The following is a 14,012-nucleotide window of genomic DNA, read 5'->3' on the forward strand; positions in this document are numbered from 1 at the left end:
CGCACGCCGTACCCTTGGCGGGTGGTCATTCCCGTCGAAGACAGCACGGACCCCCGCATCGCCGACTACGTACGGCTGCGCGACGTGGACCTGCGCAAGAGCCTCGAAGGCGGCCGGGGCCTGTTCCTCGCCGAGGGCGAGAAGGTCATCCGCCGCGCGGTCGCGGCAGGGCACCGGGTCCGGTCCATGCTGATGACGGCCAAGTGGCTGGACAGGTTCGCCGACCTCGCGGGGGACGAGGGGGACGTCACGGTCTACCTGGTCTCCGACGAGGTCATGGAGGGCATCATCGGCTTCCAGGTCCACCGGGGCGCGCTCGCCTCGATGGAGCGGCGCGAGCTGCCCTCGGTCTCGGAGGTGCTGCGCGGCGCCCGGCACGTCGTCGTGCTGGAGGATCTGGTGGATCACACCAACGTCGGCGCGATCTTCCGCTGCGCGGCCGCGCTCGGGGTGGACGCCATCGTGCTCTCGCCGCGGTGCGCCGACCCGCTCTACCGGCGGTCGGTCAAGGTGTCGATGGGCGCCGTCTTCTCCGTGCCGTACGCGCGGCTGAAGGACTGGCACGACGGTCTGGCCGAGCTGCGCGACCAGGGCTTCCGGCTGCTCGCGCTCACCCCCGCCGAGAGCGCGGTGCCGATCGAGGAGGCGCTGACCGGCGGGCGGACCGCGCTGCTGCTCGGCTCGGAGGGCGACGGGCTGTCGTCGCGCTGGCTGTCCGAGGCCGACCGGGCGGTGCGCATCCCGATGAGCCGGGAGGTCGACTCGCTCAACGTCGCCGCCGCGGCCGCGATCGCCTGCTATCTCCTCACCGCGCCCGCCCGGGGGTGACCCGGCGGGTCAGCCGCCCGCGGCGTCCCCGGCCGCCCAGTCGAGCAGTTTGCGCGCCGTGGCGACCCGGCGGGCCTCGCTGCTCTCGCCGAGGATCACGCCGACGAACGTGTGCTCGTCGCGCACCGCGGCGAAGCTGAGGCAGAACCCCGCGGCGGCGGTGTATCCCGTCTTGAGGCCGCTCGCGCCGTACGACAGGAGCGTGTTGGTGTTGCGCCAGACGTGCGCGCGGTGGACCTTCGAGGCGGCCACCGTGTGCTTGCGCTTCTTGGCGATCACCGCGATCACCGGGTCGTCCAGCACGATCCGGGCGAGGGCCACCTGGTCCCTGGCCGTGGAGTAGCCGCCCTTCGCGGGCAGGCCGTCCGGGTTGGCGTACCGGGTGTCGGCCAGGCCGAGCTTCCCGGCGGCGGCGTTCATCTTGGCGACGAACCGGCGGGTGCCGGGGCCGTACCGCTCGGCCAGCGCGTGCGAGGCGTCCGCGCCCGAGGGCAGCATGAGCGCGTAGAGCAGTTCGCGCACGGTGAGCCGCTCGCCCGCCCGCAGGCCGCCGCTGGTCGCCCCGCCGGTGACGGCGTGCCTGACGTCGGCGGCGGTGATGGTGACCACGTCGTCGAGCGACGCCTCCTGCCGCACGACGTAGGCCGTCATGACCTTGGTCAGGCTGGCGACCGGGACACGGCGGGTGTCCCGCTTGGCGAACGCGACCGTGTCCGACGTCGTGTCCACGAGGTACGCCGAACGGGCGGTCACCGACGGCGCGTCCCGCCCGGCCGCCGCCGCGCCCGCCGGAAAGGTCGGAAGGGAGGTGGAAGCGGCGGCGGTGGTCGTCCCGACCGGCCCGAACGCCAGGAAGGCGACCGACAACGCCGTGATCAGCCGGATGCGCATCCGGTCATGATGGCACGATCAGGCGTCCGGCTCCGGCTGATGCCGCCGACGACGCCACACGACGAAGCCGGCGACCGCGCCCAGCACGACCGCGGCGACGCCGGCCGCGACCAGCGGGGAGTCGGCGGCGATCCTCAGCCACCCCCACAACACCGTGTAGAGGCCGAACGCGGTGATCGGCGCCCAGGTCAGGCAGCCCAGGGCGCTCGCGACGACGTACCACCGGTAGTCGATGCGCAGCACCCCGGCCACCCAGGGCAGGGAGTGCCGCAGCCCGGGCACCCAGAAGCAGCCGTAGACGGCGAGCGCGCCCCACCGGCGCACCACGTTCTCGACCTTGAGGATGCGCTTCTGGCCGATCTTCCTGCCCAGGCGGGAGCTGTAGAGGGCCTTGCCGACCGTGTGGCCGATCCAGTAGTAGGCCTGGAACGCGCCGAACAGCGCCACGGCCCCCACGGCGACGACGACCCAGAGCGGCATTCCCAGGAACGAGGCGGACATCGGGTCGGGCATTTCCACCTCTCCTAGGACATCTCGCTTAGGTCAGGCTTACCTTACAGTGCGCCCGCGAGTGCCGCCCGCGCGTCGGTCACCCAGCGCTCCACGCCCACCCGCTCCGCCACCGCGAGCGCGTTCTCGTAGTGCTCCCGCGCCGGCAGGCCGAGCCGTACGGCGAGGTCGCCGAGGGTCCTGGCCACCGGCCAGAGCGCGACCACGCCGGTGCCCGCCCCCGCGATCCGGTCCCGGAAGGGGACGAGCCGGTCGTACGCCTCGCGCATCCGGTCCGTGTCCGACAGGAGCATGCCGGCCAGCGCCCGCCAGATCAGGGCCAGCTCGTACAGGTAGTCGGTCCGGACCGGCTCCCGCGACGTCGCGACGGCCCGGGCGTCCTTCATGTGCCCGGCCGAGGCCAGGGCCAGCGCGTACGCGTCGAGGGTCCACTTGGCGCCCCGCTGGTGCGCCTCCCCGAGCGGATCGACCATCCCGTCCGCCTGACCCTGGACCAGATGCAGGCAGAACGACGCGATCAGCGGCAGGTCCTGGCGGCCCTCCAGCATCCCCGCCCGCGCGGTCAGCCGGGCCGCGTTCCGATACGCGCGCTCCGCCCCGGCGTAGTCGCCGCTGATCATCAGCCGCTGCCCCGCGTACCAGGCGCCGACCGCGGCCGGCGCGGGCAGGTCGTACCGGCGGCCCAGCCGCTCGGCCTGGGCGAGATGCGCGTCGGCCTCGGCGAAGTCGCCGCGCGCCGCCGCGCACTCCAGCAGGACCAGGTGCGCCAGCGTCCGCACCGCGATCTGCCCGGACTCCGCGCCGACCCGCAGCAGCTCGCGGCCGATCGTCTCCCGCTCGTCCACCTGCGTCATCGTGTACGACTGGCGCAGCCGGCCGCTCAGGGCCATCGCGAGCAGCGACGGGTCGCCGCTGGAACGCGCCAGTTCCTCGGCCTCGAGCGACGCCTGGTAGCCGCGCTGCGTCGCCGACCCCTCCAGTTCGAGCGCCAGCGTGGCCAGCAGGCTGGCGCGCAGCGACTGCTCGCCCGCCGGCAGCTCGACCAGCGCCTTCTCGGTGACGTCCACGATCTCCCAGGCGGTGCGGGTGAGGTCGCGGGCGATGCCCTTGTGCGGCACGGCCAGCGCGGCCGCGACCCGCGCGGTCAGCTCCAGGTCGCCGAGCGGCAGCGCGACGTCCATCGCCTCCCGGCGGTGCGCCCGCGCGGCGGTCATGTCCCCGCACAGCGCCAGCGCCCTGATCATCCGGAGCTGCAGCTCCAGGCGTTCCCGTTCGCCGCCGGAGCGGGCGCGGTCGAAGGCGGCGATGGCCCGCTGCCACAGCGAGGCCGCCTCACGGTGCGCGAAGCGCCGCTCGGCCTGCTCGGCCGCCAGGCCCGCGTACCGCTCGGCCTTCGCCGCCGTCTCCACGCTGCCCGCCGCCTCGTAGTGGTGGGCGAGCGCGGCCACGTCGCCGGGGTTGCGCCGCTCGATCACCGAGGCGACCGCCGCGTGCAGGCGCGACCTGCGCAGCCGCGAGGCGTCGGAGTAGATGGTGTCGCGCACCAGGTCGTGGTCGAACCGCAGCAGCCCGGGACCCGGCTCGGTCACCAGGCCCGCGAGCAGGCCCGCCTCGACCGCGTCCACCACGGCGTCCTCGTCGCCGGACACGTCCACGAGCACGTCCACGTCCACGTCCCGCCCGATCACCGCGGCCTGCAGCAGGACCTGCTGCGCCCGCTCGGGCAGCCGCGCCACCCGCCGCCGCAGCACGTCGCGCACGCCCGAGGGCACCTGCGAGAGGTCGGCCTCCGCCTCGAACAGGCGCACCGTCTCCTTCACGAAGAACGGGTTGCCGCCGGTGCGCGCGACGATCGCGCTCACGACCTCCTCGTCCACGTCCCGCACGCACGTCGCGCGGACCAGCTCGGCGACCGACGCGTCGTCCAGCCCGTCCAGCCCGACGCGTACGGGGGCCAGCCGGGCGAGCGCGGCCAGCACGTCCTGCTGCCGGTCGTTCAGCTCGCCCTCGCGGCAGGTGACCACGAGGAGCACCCGGCTCGCGGCGAGCAGGCTGGGCAGGGCGCGCAGCAGCGCGAGCGTCTGCTCGTCGGCCCAGTGCAGGTCCTCCAGCACGATGAGCAGCGGCGCCTCGCGGGCGACCGCGGAAAGGTACCCGCCGACCGCCCGGTGCAGCCGGAACCCGCCGGACGCCTCGTCGTCGGCGGTGTCGGGCGCGGCGTCGTCGAGCAGCGGCGCCAGGAGCGCGGCGTACTCGCCCGCGCCCCGCCTCTCGACCAGCGCCCGGAGCACCTGGACCCAGGCCCACCCCGGCGGTGTCGTGCTGCTGTCGGGGCAGCCGCCCGCGGCGCCCACCCAGCCGTCCAGCCGCGCGGCGAGCCGGCGGACCAGCGTGCTCTTGCCCGCCCCCGCGTCGCCGCCGATGAGCGCGACCGTGAACCGGCCCGCCTGCGCGCGGGGCGCGGCGGCCAGCAGCGTGGCCAGCTCTCCGTCGCGTCCCACGAACGGCTCGGGTTCGAGCGGCGGCACCGGGCCCGCCTCCACCGGGCGGGGCGGCCAGGACGAGGCCGCCTCGTGGACCCGGCGCTGCGCCTGCGGAGGCAGGTCGAGGCCGGGGTCCTGGGCGAGGATGTCGGCCTCCGTCTTCCGCAGCGCGGGACCCGGGTCGATGCCCAGCTCGTCGGCGAGCACCGCCCTGGCCCGGCGCAGCGCGGCCAGCGCGTCCCCCTGCCTGCCGCAGCGGTACAGCGCGAGCGCGAGCAGCCGCCAGCCCTCCTCGCGCAGCGGGTGCTCCGACGTCAGCGCCTCCAGGTCGGGGACGGTCTCCGCGTGCAGGCCCATCCGCAGCCCCGAGTCGGCGTACCGCTCACGCGCCACCAGCCGAAGCTCGTTCAGCCGGGCGACCTCGGCCTCCGCCCACGGCTGGTCGGCGAAGTCGGCGTACGGCGTGCCCCGCCACAACCCGAGCGCCGTCTCCAGCCGCGCCCGCGCGGACGGCGGGTTCTCCTCCAGCCGCTCGCCGGCCGCGCGTACGGTCGCCTCGAAGCGCAGCGCGTCCACCTGCTCGGGGGCGGCGCGCAGGGCGTAGCCGGACGCGACCGTGACCAGCAACCGGGTCGGGCCGCCGCGCGGCCGGTCGGGCTCGATCACCCGGCGCAGCCGCGAGATGTAGACCTGGAGTCCGGACTGCGCGCCGCGCGCGTCGTCCCAGAGGTCGAACAGCAGTGTGTCGACCGGCACGACCTGGCCGCGGGCGACCAGCAGCCGGGCGAGGACCGCCCGCTGGCGCAGCCCGCCGAGATCGAGCTCCCGACCGCCGTCGTACGCTTCGACCGGGCCGAGAACCCGGAATGCCACTGTGGTCATGGTCGCCTGCGCCCGGGGGGTCGCTCGCTGGCAACGGCTCGTTTCGCGCCTGCCGAGCCCGGTCATCCTCCGCGGACAAAGTATCGCGTTCAGACCGGGGAAACGCGGTCCCCGAGGTTACGCCTCACTCCACCCCGGCGGGTCCGCGGTCGTCGGAACGGCGGCGGAACAGCGCCCAGCCGCCGAGCGCGAGCCCGCCCCACGGGATCTCGATCGTGTACGTCCAGAAGCCGAACAGGATGGCCGCGGCGGTCGCCCCCGCCTCCGGCGCGCCGAACGCCACCAGGGCGAGCGCGGTGCCGGCCTCCATGAAACCGGCCCCGCTCGGGGTGGCCACGGCGCTGGTCAGCACGCGGGAGAGCGCGAAGACCGCGATCGACTCGGCCAGGCCCGTGTAGGAGCCGGTGGCGTGCAGGCAGAGCACGAGGATGAACCACTGGAGGCCGAGGAACGCCACCATCCCGACGGACAGCGTCGCCCACCGGGTGTGCACGACGTCGGCCGTGTCCTTGCGCAGCCGGGTGAGGGCGTCGGAGGCCCAGTGCTCCGCCGGGCGGATCCTGCGCGGCGCGAGCCGTACGAGGGCGTCGAGGGCGCGGCCGAGCATCCGCGCGGCGCGCTCCCAGTAGAGCGCGGACGCGACCACGGCGACCAGCACGAGGATCGAGAGCGCCCCCGCCCACCCGGCGTTCGCGACGGCCGGGCTGAGCGCCCGCCCCGACATCAGCAGCGCGAGGATGCCGGCGGCGGGCAGGATGAACCGGAACAGCGTGTTCCAGATGCCGCTGACCAGGGTGAGCACGACGACCGAGCGGGTGGTGAACCCCCACCCCCGGGTCATGGCGAAGGTCAGCGCCACCCCCGCCGCGCCCCCGAAGGGCAGCAGGTTGCTGACGGCGCTGCCCGCCGCGTTCAGCGTGAGCGCCTGGCCGTGCGTCAGGCCGGGCAACGAGCCGGTGAGCACGAACGTGTACGCCAGCAGGCTGGCCAGCCAGACCGCCGCCATCAGGACGACCATCTGCCAGCTCATCGCGCCGAACAGGCCGCCGATCTGCGACCAGGAGACCTTCGCCCCGGTCATCGTGCCGACGATCTGCGGGAGGAAGACGATCAGCGCCGTCGCGAGTCCGAGCGAGACGACCGACATCACGACCCGCAACCACTTGCTCATGCTTCCAGCTCCCCCAACACGTCGGCGACCGCGTTCCAGTCTGGTGGCAACGCCGGGTGGTGGCTCTCCTTCTTTGGGAGGAGCGTCCCCGTGGGAGTCGGTCAGTGGAAGGGGTGCCGCAGTCGGGTCCCCTGCGGGACGTCCCGCCGGACGTACCACTCCGTGCCGAAGATCAGCCGGTACGCCCAGAAGGGGATCTTCAGCATGGCTCCGAGGGTGCGGTCGCCGTCGCCGCCGGTGGTCTGGCTGGCGTGCGCCGCCATCGAGGCCCGTTTCGCCCGGGCGTACCTGCGGACGTTCACCCGATGGGTGATCACGTGGCTCGGCGAGTAGGCGCTCTCGAAGCTCCTGACGTCGATCTTGGGGTAGAGGCGGGCCGCCAGCCGCACGCCCTTCAGCAGCGGGTCCCGGTTCACCGTCGCCTCCAGCACGATCGGCGTCCCGGCGATCTCGGCCGCCCGCGTGCCCACCCGGTACACCTGGACGTGGTCGGGGTGGCCGTACCCTCCGGCCGGGTCGTAGATCGTCAGCAGCTCGGCGCTCTCCTCCTTGAGGACGGTGGCCAGCCGCTGCGCCGCCTCCTCCGTGTCGGCGTCGATGAACGCGTTGTCCGGGCGGTCGTCCGCCACGCCGCCGTCGATGGCCAGCCCCGAGTCGCCGTACCCGAGCAGGACGACGCGGGCGCAGCCCAGCGCCTCGGCCGACCGGTGCAGCTCCTCCATGCGGGCCCGGCCCAGCTCGTCACCGTGGGGGAGGTCGGCGAGGCCGCGCTCCCCGGCGGTCGCCACGACCAGCACCACCCGGTGGCCCTCGGCGGCCAGCATCGCCATCGTCCCGGCAGTCAGCAGCGCCTCGTCGTCAGGATGAGCGTGAAAGAAGACCGCGGTTCTCGACACAGCGCAATGATTCCACGCCGCCGGACCGACGGTTTGATGGTGGTCCGGGCCTCTGCCAGTCTGGGTCGGTGAGGATCCTTCACATCAGTGACTGCTACCTCCCCAGGCTGGGCGGCATCGAGGTGCAGGTCGCCGACCTGGTCGCGAAGCAGCGAGAGGCGGGTCACACCGTCGAGGTGGCGACCGCGACCCCGGGAGAGCCCCTCCCGGGCGTGCGCCGCCTCGTGGCCGGGCTTCCCTTCGACCTGCCCGTTCATCCCCGGGGCACCGTCCACCTGATCCGGCTGATGACCGGCTGGCGGCCCGACGTCGTCCACGTCCACGCGGGCGCCGTCTCGCCGTTCGCCTGGCAGGGGGTGAACGCCGCCGTACGGGCCGGGCTGCCGGTCGTGGTGACGGTGCACAGCATGTGGGATCCGGTCACCTCCGGCGTCTACCTGGGGCTGCAGGCCGCGTTCGAGTGGCGGCGCTGGGGCATCGCCGTGACGGCGGTCAGCGAGGCGGCCGCCCGGCCCATCCGCGTCGTCGCCGGCGCCGGCGTGCCGGTCCACGTCGTGTCCAACGGCCTGGACGTCTCCGCGTGGCGTCCCGCTCCCGGGGTCGCCGCTCCCGAGGGAGGCCGGGCGGACGAGGGCGTGCATGTGGTGGCGGTGGGGCGGCTCGCGCCGCGCAAGCAGCCGGTGCGGCTGCTCAAGCTGCTCAGGGCGGCCCGGGCGCAGGTGCCCGCGTCGATCGCGATGCGCGCGACGATCGTGGGGGAGGGGCCCGCCCGCGGGTCGATGGAGCGCTACCTGCGCACGCGGCAGATGGACTGGGTGTCGTTGCCCGGCCGGTTCAGCCGGGAGCGGATCAAGGAGCTGCTCGGCACGGCCGACGTGTTCGTCGCGCCCGCTCCGCGCGAGTCGTTCGGGCTGGCCGCCCTGGAGGCCAGGGCGGCCGGTGTGCCGGTGGTCGCGCGATCCCAGAGCGGGGTCGCCGACTTCGTACGGCCGGGCAAGGAGGGCCTGCTCGGCCGGACCTTCGACGAGCTGGCCGCGTCGGTGGCGCGGCTGGCGGGCGACGAGCGGCTGCGGACCTCGATCGCGATGCACAACCGCGAGGTGGAGCCGGTCGCGTGTTCGTGGCCCGCCGTGCTCGACGGGTTCGAGCGCTGCTACGAGCTGGTCCGCGCCTCACGCCCGTGACCGGTCCGCCGCGCGGCCTCCCGCCGCGCTCCCCATCCTCGGCCGGCGGGCGGTGAGCCCGGGGAGCATGGGGAGCGGGCGCCGGAGGGCTCCCGGGTGGTGGAAGCCCGAAGTCAGAAGGGAAGGACGCGCCCGGAGGGGGTGCGCAGGTCGATGGGCTGGGGTCGCCTGGGCGGCCGAGGCCGCGTGCTGATCAGGACTCTCTTCATTACGGCCCTCCTTTTGGTTTCATGATTCCCAAGAACTCGTCAGGATCACCCGCTCATGGTCACTAGTAGGTATCGCATTCGGGACGCGGATGTCAGGCCCCCGCGTCAGGGCGACCGCGGCGGGCCGGTGGACGGGGCCGCCGCCCGCCGGCTCCGTCGACGGGGCATGAGCCTCGCCCTCGGCGATGCCGCTCAGTCATCGGTGGTGTCCTTCGAGCGGGTTCGGCGGTGACGACGGTCGAGCCAGACGGCGAGTACGGCGCCCAGGAGAGCGAAGGCGGGCAGAAGCGAGCCGAGGATCATGCCGAGCACGGACGGTGTGCCGTCGGCGTCGGTGAGGGCGCGGGCGAGGATGTCCTGGAGCACGATCGCGAAGAGCAGCCCTCCGATCAGCCCGAGGACGCCGATCCCGGCGGTGCGCATGGCGGTTTCCCTCTCGGTTTTCGCGCTCGTGCCGGTCGTCATTCGCCTCCGGGAGTGGTGGGCGGCCGGATGCCGCGCGCACGCTGGAGCGCGAGTGCGAGTCCTCCCGCGGCCACGCCCCAGATGGCGTTGATCATCAGGGCGGGCACGATGGCGATCGGATTCGCCAGCGGGCCGTCGAGGTGTCCGTCGATGATCGGGGACAGGATGCCGCTGAGGACGATGGAGAGCACGCCGTAAGCCAGCCCGGTGAACAGGAGAGTCGGTACGGGTGCGGGGTTCGCGCTCAGCCCGACGACCGCGATCCAGACGATCGAGATGACGACGGTGAGGATGATCGGGACCGCGGGCCGGTTCTCGATGCCGAGCCCGGATTCGGCGATGCGAATGAGCGGGCGGATCAGTGCGAGGGCGCCGAGCCCGATGATCAGACGCCAGTTCAGGGCGCGGGTGTTGGTCATGACGACGACGCTACGAATGCGTGCGGCGCCGGTCATCGGCCCTGACGCTCGGCCCGGATCGCTTCTCGACGTGGCACGAGTACGTCAGAAAGCGACATCGGGATGGCCCTGGCGGCGCATGCCCGGATTCGGGCCCGGCTCCTACCCTGGACGTGTGACGGGGTGGCACGGAGACGACGGTGCGGGGCGGGTCGCGCCCCGGGTCCTTGACGTGCTGCTTGCCGCGGTGGTCGCGGTCGTGCTGTCGGCGATCATCGCCGTGTCCCGGGCCGGCGGCGACGCGTCCGCGAACGTGATGGCCTACGTGTTCGCCCTGGGGTTCGGTGCGGTCCTTCTCCTGCGACGTCAGATGCCGGTCCCGGTGGTCGTGCTCAGTGTGCTGGGGACGTTCGCGTACTACACGCTGGGATATCCGCCGATCGGCGTCGCTCTTCCGGTCGTGGCGGCACTGTACTCGGCCGCCGAACTCGGGGAGACCCGATGGGCGGCCGGAGCGGCGGCGGTCGTGTTCGTCGTGTCGCTGTACTTCCGGATCCGCGACGACCCGCAACCCGTCGGGTACGTGCTCGGGACCGACTCGGTGTCCAACGTCGCGCTCATGGCGGTGGCGATCGCCCTCGGCTACGGCATCCGGGCACGCCGCCTGCGCGCCGCGCAGCAGAAGCAGATCGACCGGCTCACCCGGGAGCAGTCGGCACGGGAGGCGGAACTGCGGGTGCAGAGTGAGCGGGAGAGCATCTCCCGCGAGTTGCACGACACGCTGGGGCACGCGCTCTCGGTCATCGCACTGCACGCGAGTGTCGGCAGCGAGGCCGTCGGCCGGGACGACGGGGCCGTCGTGGCCGCTCTCGACCGAGTGCGGGAGCAGAGCACCGCCTCGTTGCGGGAGCTCCGGTCGATGCTTCGCCTCCTGCGGGCCGGTGCCGACGACGACGGGACACGCCGCGTCCGCTCGCTCGCCGACGTGCAGGCGATCATCGATGAGGCGAAGGCCGCGGGAGTCGACGTCACCGCCGACATCGACGTCGCCGTCGACGACCTGCCCGCTGCCGTTGACGCCGCCGCCTACCGGGTCGTCCAGGAGTCGCTCACCAACGTCCTCCGGCATGCTCACGCGACGACGGCGCGGGTGAGCGCCGTCGTGGAGGCCGGCCTGCTGCGCATCACCGTTGCCGACGACGGCCGTGGTACGACCGGAGGCAGCCGAACGGGTGGGTACGGCATCGCCGGCATGACCGAGCGCGTGCGTCTGCTCGGCGGCTCCCTCTCCACCCGCGGCGCACCGGGTGCCGGGTTCACCATCGAGGCCACGATCCCCGCGAGACTGGCATCGTGATCCGCATCGTGCTGGTCGACGACCAGGAGCTCGTACGCACGGGACTGCGGTCGCTGGCCGAGTACGACGGCGACATCGAGGTCGTCGCCGAAGCCGCGGACGGGCAGGCGGGTCTCGATGTCATCCGTCGGCACCGCCCGGATGTCGTGCTCATGGACATCCGTATGCCTCGCCTCGACGGCATCGCCGCCACCGAGCGGATCGCGGCGGATCCCGGCCTCGGCGGCGTGCGTGTCGTCGTGCTGACGACCTTCGACGAGGACGAGAACGTGCTGGCCGCCGTCCGCGCGGGAGCGGCGGGGTATCTGCTCAAGGACGTGGCCCCCGGCGACCTGCGCGCGGCGATCCGCGTCGTCGCCGCGGGCGGGTCGCTGCTTTCGCCGGCGATCACCACCAAGGTCATGGGGCACCTCGGTGCCCGCCTCGGCACGCGGGTACGCCCCGAGCTGCTGGACGCGCTCACCGAAAGAGAGCGCGACGTGCTGGCCAGGATCGGCCGAGGCGAGTCGAACGACGAGATCGGCGCGAGACTGCACATCAGCCCCGCCACCGCCCGCACCTACGTCAGCAGACTCCTGGCCAAACTCGGGGCCCGTGACCGCGCCCAACTCGTCGTCCTCAGCTACGAGTCCGGACTCGTCACCCCCGGTGGCCCGGCGGAGTAGCGAACACCACGGTGCCGCACTTCCCGTCGATGGTGGGCTACCGGCACGATCCACGGTGGCCGTTCCCCCTTCCTCATGAGCGGATCAATGATCAGCAGCCCCTGGGACGTGGGCGGAGATCATTTTGTTAGGACTTGTAAGTCGGATTCGCGGTGATTGTTGAGCGCGCTGTCGATCTGCCGATGCATGATCAATGATCTTTCCCGGTCGCCTTCGGAGGCGGCGAGATTCCGCGCGATCCGCAGTACGGCCCTGGCCACCTCCTGCAGGCGCGTTTCCCGCGGCCGGTCGTCGGCGAGCGGGTCGAGCCCGAGGACATTCAGCATCGCGCGCACCGAACGGCATTTCCGCGCGGCGGTTTCCTGCTCGCCGGAATTGAGCGCCGCGTGGCCCTCGGCGACCGTCGCGTGCACGACCGACAGCGCCCGGGGGAGGTTGAGGTCGGCGTCCATCGCGTCGCTGAACTGGGCCGGGAGCTCCGCGGCGACCCCCGCGCCGACCCGGAGCACGAACCTCTCCATCCGGCGGTAGGCGGTCGCCGCCTCATCCACCGCCTCGGGTGAGAATTCCATCGGCGACCGGTAGTGGGCGGCGCAGAGGTAATAGCGGAGTTCCATCGGGCGTACCCGGTCGAGGAGCGTGTGCACGGCGAGCGGATTGCGCGCGCGTTTTCTTATCTTCTCACCCCGGTGGGTGACCGGCCCGTTGTGCACCCAGAAACGCGCGAACGAATCTCCCGCCGCGCGTGACTGGGCCAACTCGTTCTCATGGTGCGGGAAAACCAGGTTGGCGCCGCCGCCGTGGATGTCGAATTCGTGACCGAGATATTTCCGCGCCATTGCGGAGCATTCCAGATGCCAGCCGGGGCGGCCGTCGCCCCACGGCGCGTGCCAGACCGGCTCGCCCGGCTTCGCCCGCTTCCACAACGCGAAATCGCGCGGATCGCGCTTTCCCCGCTCGTTCTCCTCCGTCGTCCGTATGTTGTCCGCACGCCGGCGGGAAAGCGCGCCGTAGTCGGGGAAGGATGCGACGTCGAAATAGACGCTCCCGTCGGACTCGTACGCGTGGCCGGCCGCGAGGAGCTGCTCCACGAGCTCGATCATCTCGGGGATGTGACCGGTCGCCCGGGGCTCCACGCTGGGCGGAAGGCAGCCGAGCGCGGCATAGGCGCGGTCGAAAGACCGGTACACGGGATCGGCGACGCGCCACCACTGGATCCCCTCGGAAAGGGATCTGCCGATTATCTTGTCCTCGATGTCGGTCACGTTCCGGCAGAAGAGCACCCGATATCCGCTGTGCCGCAGCCAGCGGTGCAGGACGTCGAAATTAACCTGCGACCTGATCTGGCCGATGTGCGGCGGCACGACCACGGTGGGACCGCAGAGATAAATGGATGCCATTCCCGGAATTCGCGAGGTGAAATCGCGGACCGCGCGGCCGCGTGTATCGTAAAGGCGAAGACCCACCTACCCCAGGGTAAGCGTCTGATCCACCCGCTGTCGACAGCACGGCAAAATCCGCGCTCCGCACATCCTGAAATGCGGATTGTGCGGCCGGGCGAAGGGGGGAATAGCGCCGCGTTATCGGCGGATCACCTGCAGTACGCTCGCGATGCGTTCGGCGGCGGTGACGACGTCGGAGGCGTGCCCGATGCGCCCCGCCCACGACAGCCAGTACCACCACTCGCCGTCGTTGGCGTCCGAGGCCAGCACGTCCTCGGACATGGTGGGCTCCATGGGGTTGACCACGCGCAGTCGTGGATAGAGCCCGGCCGACGCGGTCAGCCGCACCTGGTAGGAGTGCGCTTCGAGCTGGGCGGCCAGCCGCTGAAGGTGGTCCACCGCCTCGCTGCGTTCTGCCTTCATGGGGGTCTCTCCGGGGACGTCGGGACCTTTCTCCGGAAAGAGTGACTGCCCAGGGATCGGGCGGCAATCCGCCCCGATCCGCGAAACCGCGCAAGAACCGGGGAACCGGCCGGCATTCCGTGGAACACCAACGGGTCCCGGGGCACGAACCCATAACGGTACGGGGGGTTGTGTGCCCCCCGGTTAACCTGAGGGAAATTATCCGGTG

General features: G+C 72.5%; 13 protein-coding genes. 4 read left to right on the top strand and 9 right to left on the bottom strand.

The window, feature by feature from the left end; all coding sequences use genetic code 11:
- Positions 1–21 precede the first annotated feature (21 nt).
- Complete coding sequence (locus AWQ70_RS21605; protein WP_067179117.1) at positions 22–828, top strand: TrmH family RNA methyltransferase; 807 nt, start codon at positions 22–24, stop codon at positions 826–828.
- A 9-nt stretch (positions 829–837) separates the two neighbouring features.
- Here the strand turns inward: AWQ70_RS21605 and AWQ70_RS21610 are convergent, their stop codons facing one another.
- The 5 genes from AWQ70_RS21610 to AWQ70_RS21630 form a co-directional block, all read right to left on the bottom strand.
- Positions 838–1,719 carry a D-alanyl-D-alanine carboxypeptidase family protein gene (locus tag AWQ70_RS21610; protein WP_084517562.1) on the bottom strand — a complete coding sequence of 294 codons (882 nt, stop codon included), beginning with the start codon at positions 1,717–1,719 and terminating at the stop codon, positions 838–840.
- An 18-nt stretch (positions 1,720–1,737) separates the two neighbouring features.
- Positions 1,738–2,232: a DedA family protein gene (locus AWQ70_RS21615; protein WP_067178948.1), complete on the bottom strand. Its 495-nt coding sequence runs from the start codon at positions 2,230–2,232 to the stop codon at positions 1,738–1,740.
- A gap of 41 nt (positions 2,233–2,273) precedes the next feature.
- Positions 2,274–5,585, bottom strand: a complete 3,312-nt coding sequence (locus tag AWQ70_RS21620) for an ATP-binding protein (RefSeq protein ID WP_373282356.1) — start codon at positions 5,583–5,585, stop codon at positions 2,274–2,276.
- Positions 5,586–5,718: 133 nt separating this feature from the next.
- Positions 5,719–6,765, bottom strand: a complete 1,047-nt coding sequence (locus tag AWQ70_RS21625; protein ID WP_067178952.1) for a lysylphosphatidylglycerol synthase domain-containing protein — start codon at positions 6,763–6,765, stop codon at positions 5,719–5,721.
- Positions 6,766–6,866: 101 nt separating this feature from the next.
- Positions 6,867–7,661, bottom strand: coding sequence for a PIG-L deacetylase family protein (locus tag AWQ70_RS21630; protein WP_067178954.1), 795 nt, complete (start codon positions 7,659–7,661; stop codon positions 6,867–6,869).
- Between the two features lie 68 nt (positions 7,662–7,729).
- On the opposite strand from AWQ70_RS21630, the gene AWQ70_RS21635 reads away from it, so the two are divergent.
- Positions 7,730–8,845 carry a glycosyltransferase family 4 protein gene (locus AWQ70_RS21635; protein WP_067178956.1) on the top strand — a complete coding sequence of 372 codons (1,116 nt, stop codon included), beginning with the start codon at positions 7,730–7,732 and terminating at the stop codon, positions 8,843–8,845.
- Positions 8,846–9,246: 401 nt separating this feature from the next.
- Here the strand turns inward: AWQ70_RS21635 and AWQ70_RS21640 are convergent, their stop codons facing one another.
- Positions 9,247–9,477, bottom strand: coding sequence for a hypothetical protein (locus AWQ70_RS21640; protein WP_157530224.1), 231 nt, complete (start codon positions 9,475–9,477; stop codon positions 9,247–9,249).
- A 38-nt stretch (positions 9,478–9,515) separates the two neighbouring features.
- On the bottom strand, positions 9,516–9,938 hold the full coding sequence (locus tag AWQ70_RS21645; protein ID WP_067179121.1) for a hypothetical protein: 423 nt from the start codon (positions 9,936–9,938) through the stop codon (positions 9,516–9,518).
- 154 nt (positions 9,939–10,092) lie between these two features.
- Between AWQ70_RS21645 and AWQ70_RS21650 the strand changes: the two genes are divergently transcribed.
- Positions 10,093–11,274 carry a sensor histidine kinase gene (locus AWQ70_RS21650; protein ID WP_067178960.1) on the top strand — a complete coding sequence of 394 codons (1,182 nt, stop codon included), beginning with the start codon at positions 10,093–10,095 and terminating at the stop codon, positions 11,272–11,274.
- Complete coding sequence (locus AWQ70_RS21655; protein ID WP_067178962.1) at positions 11,271–11,939, top strand: response regulator; 669 nt, start codon at positions 11,271–11,273, stop codon at positions 11,937–11,939. Before AWQ70_RS21650 ends, AWQ70_RS21655 begins: the two co-directional genes overlap by 4 nt.
- A 119-nt stretch (positions 11,940–12,058) precedes the next feature.
- On the opposite strand, the gene cysS is transcribed toward AWQ70_RS21655, so the two are convergent.
- A complete protein-coding gene (gene cysS, locus AWQ70_RS21660) occupies positions 12,059–13,405 on the bottom strand; it encodes a cysteine--tRNA ligase (RefSeq protein ID WP_067178964.1) in 1,347 nt (448 codons plus the stop codon).
- A gap of 114 nt (positions 13,406–13,519) precedes the next feature.
- Positions 13,520–13,804, bottom strand: a complete 285-nt coding sequence (locus tag AWQ70_RS21665; protein ID WP_067178966.1) for a hypothetical protein — start codon at positions 13,802–13,804, stop codon at positions 13,520–13,522.
- Between the last annotated feature and the right edge of the window lie 208 nt (positions 13,805–14,012).

It is taken from the genome of Microtetraspora niveoalba, from assembly GCF_001570405.1.
GTDB lineage: Bacteria > Actinomycetota > Actinomycetes > Streptosporangiales > Streptosporangiaceae > Microtetraspora > Microtetraspora niveoalba.

Bases quoted from the DNA above. Each gene is read 5' to 3' on its own strand.
- AWQ70_RS21610 (WP_084517562.1), bottom strand. From the start codon at position 1,719: ATGCGCATCCGGCTGATCACGGCGTTGTCGGTCGCCTTCCTGGCGTTC.
- AWQ70_RS21615 (WP_067178948.1), bottom strand. From the start codon at position 2,232: ATGCCCGACCCGATGTCCGCCTCGTTCCTGGGAATGCCGCTCTGGGTC.
- AWQ70_RS21625 (WP_067178952.1), bottom strand. From the start codon at position 6,765: ATGAGCAAGTGGTTGCGGGTCGTGATGTCGGTCGTCTCGCTCGGACTC.
- AWQ70_RS21640 (WP_157530224.1), bottom strand. From the start codon at position 9,477: ATGCGCACCGCCGGGATCGGCGTCCTCGGGCTGATCGGAGGGCTGCTC.
- AWQ70_RS21645 (WP_067179121.1), bottom strand. From the start codon at position 9,938: ATGACCAACACCCGCGCCCTGAACTGGCGTCTGATCATCGGGCTCGGC.
- AWQ70_RS21665 (WP_067178966.1), bottom strand. From the start codon at position 13,804: ATGAAGGCAGAACGCAGCGAGGCGGTGGACCACCTTCAGCGGCTGGCC.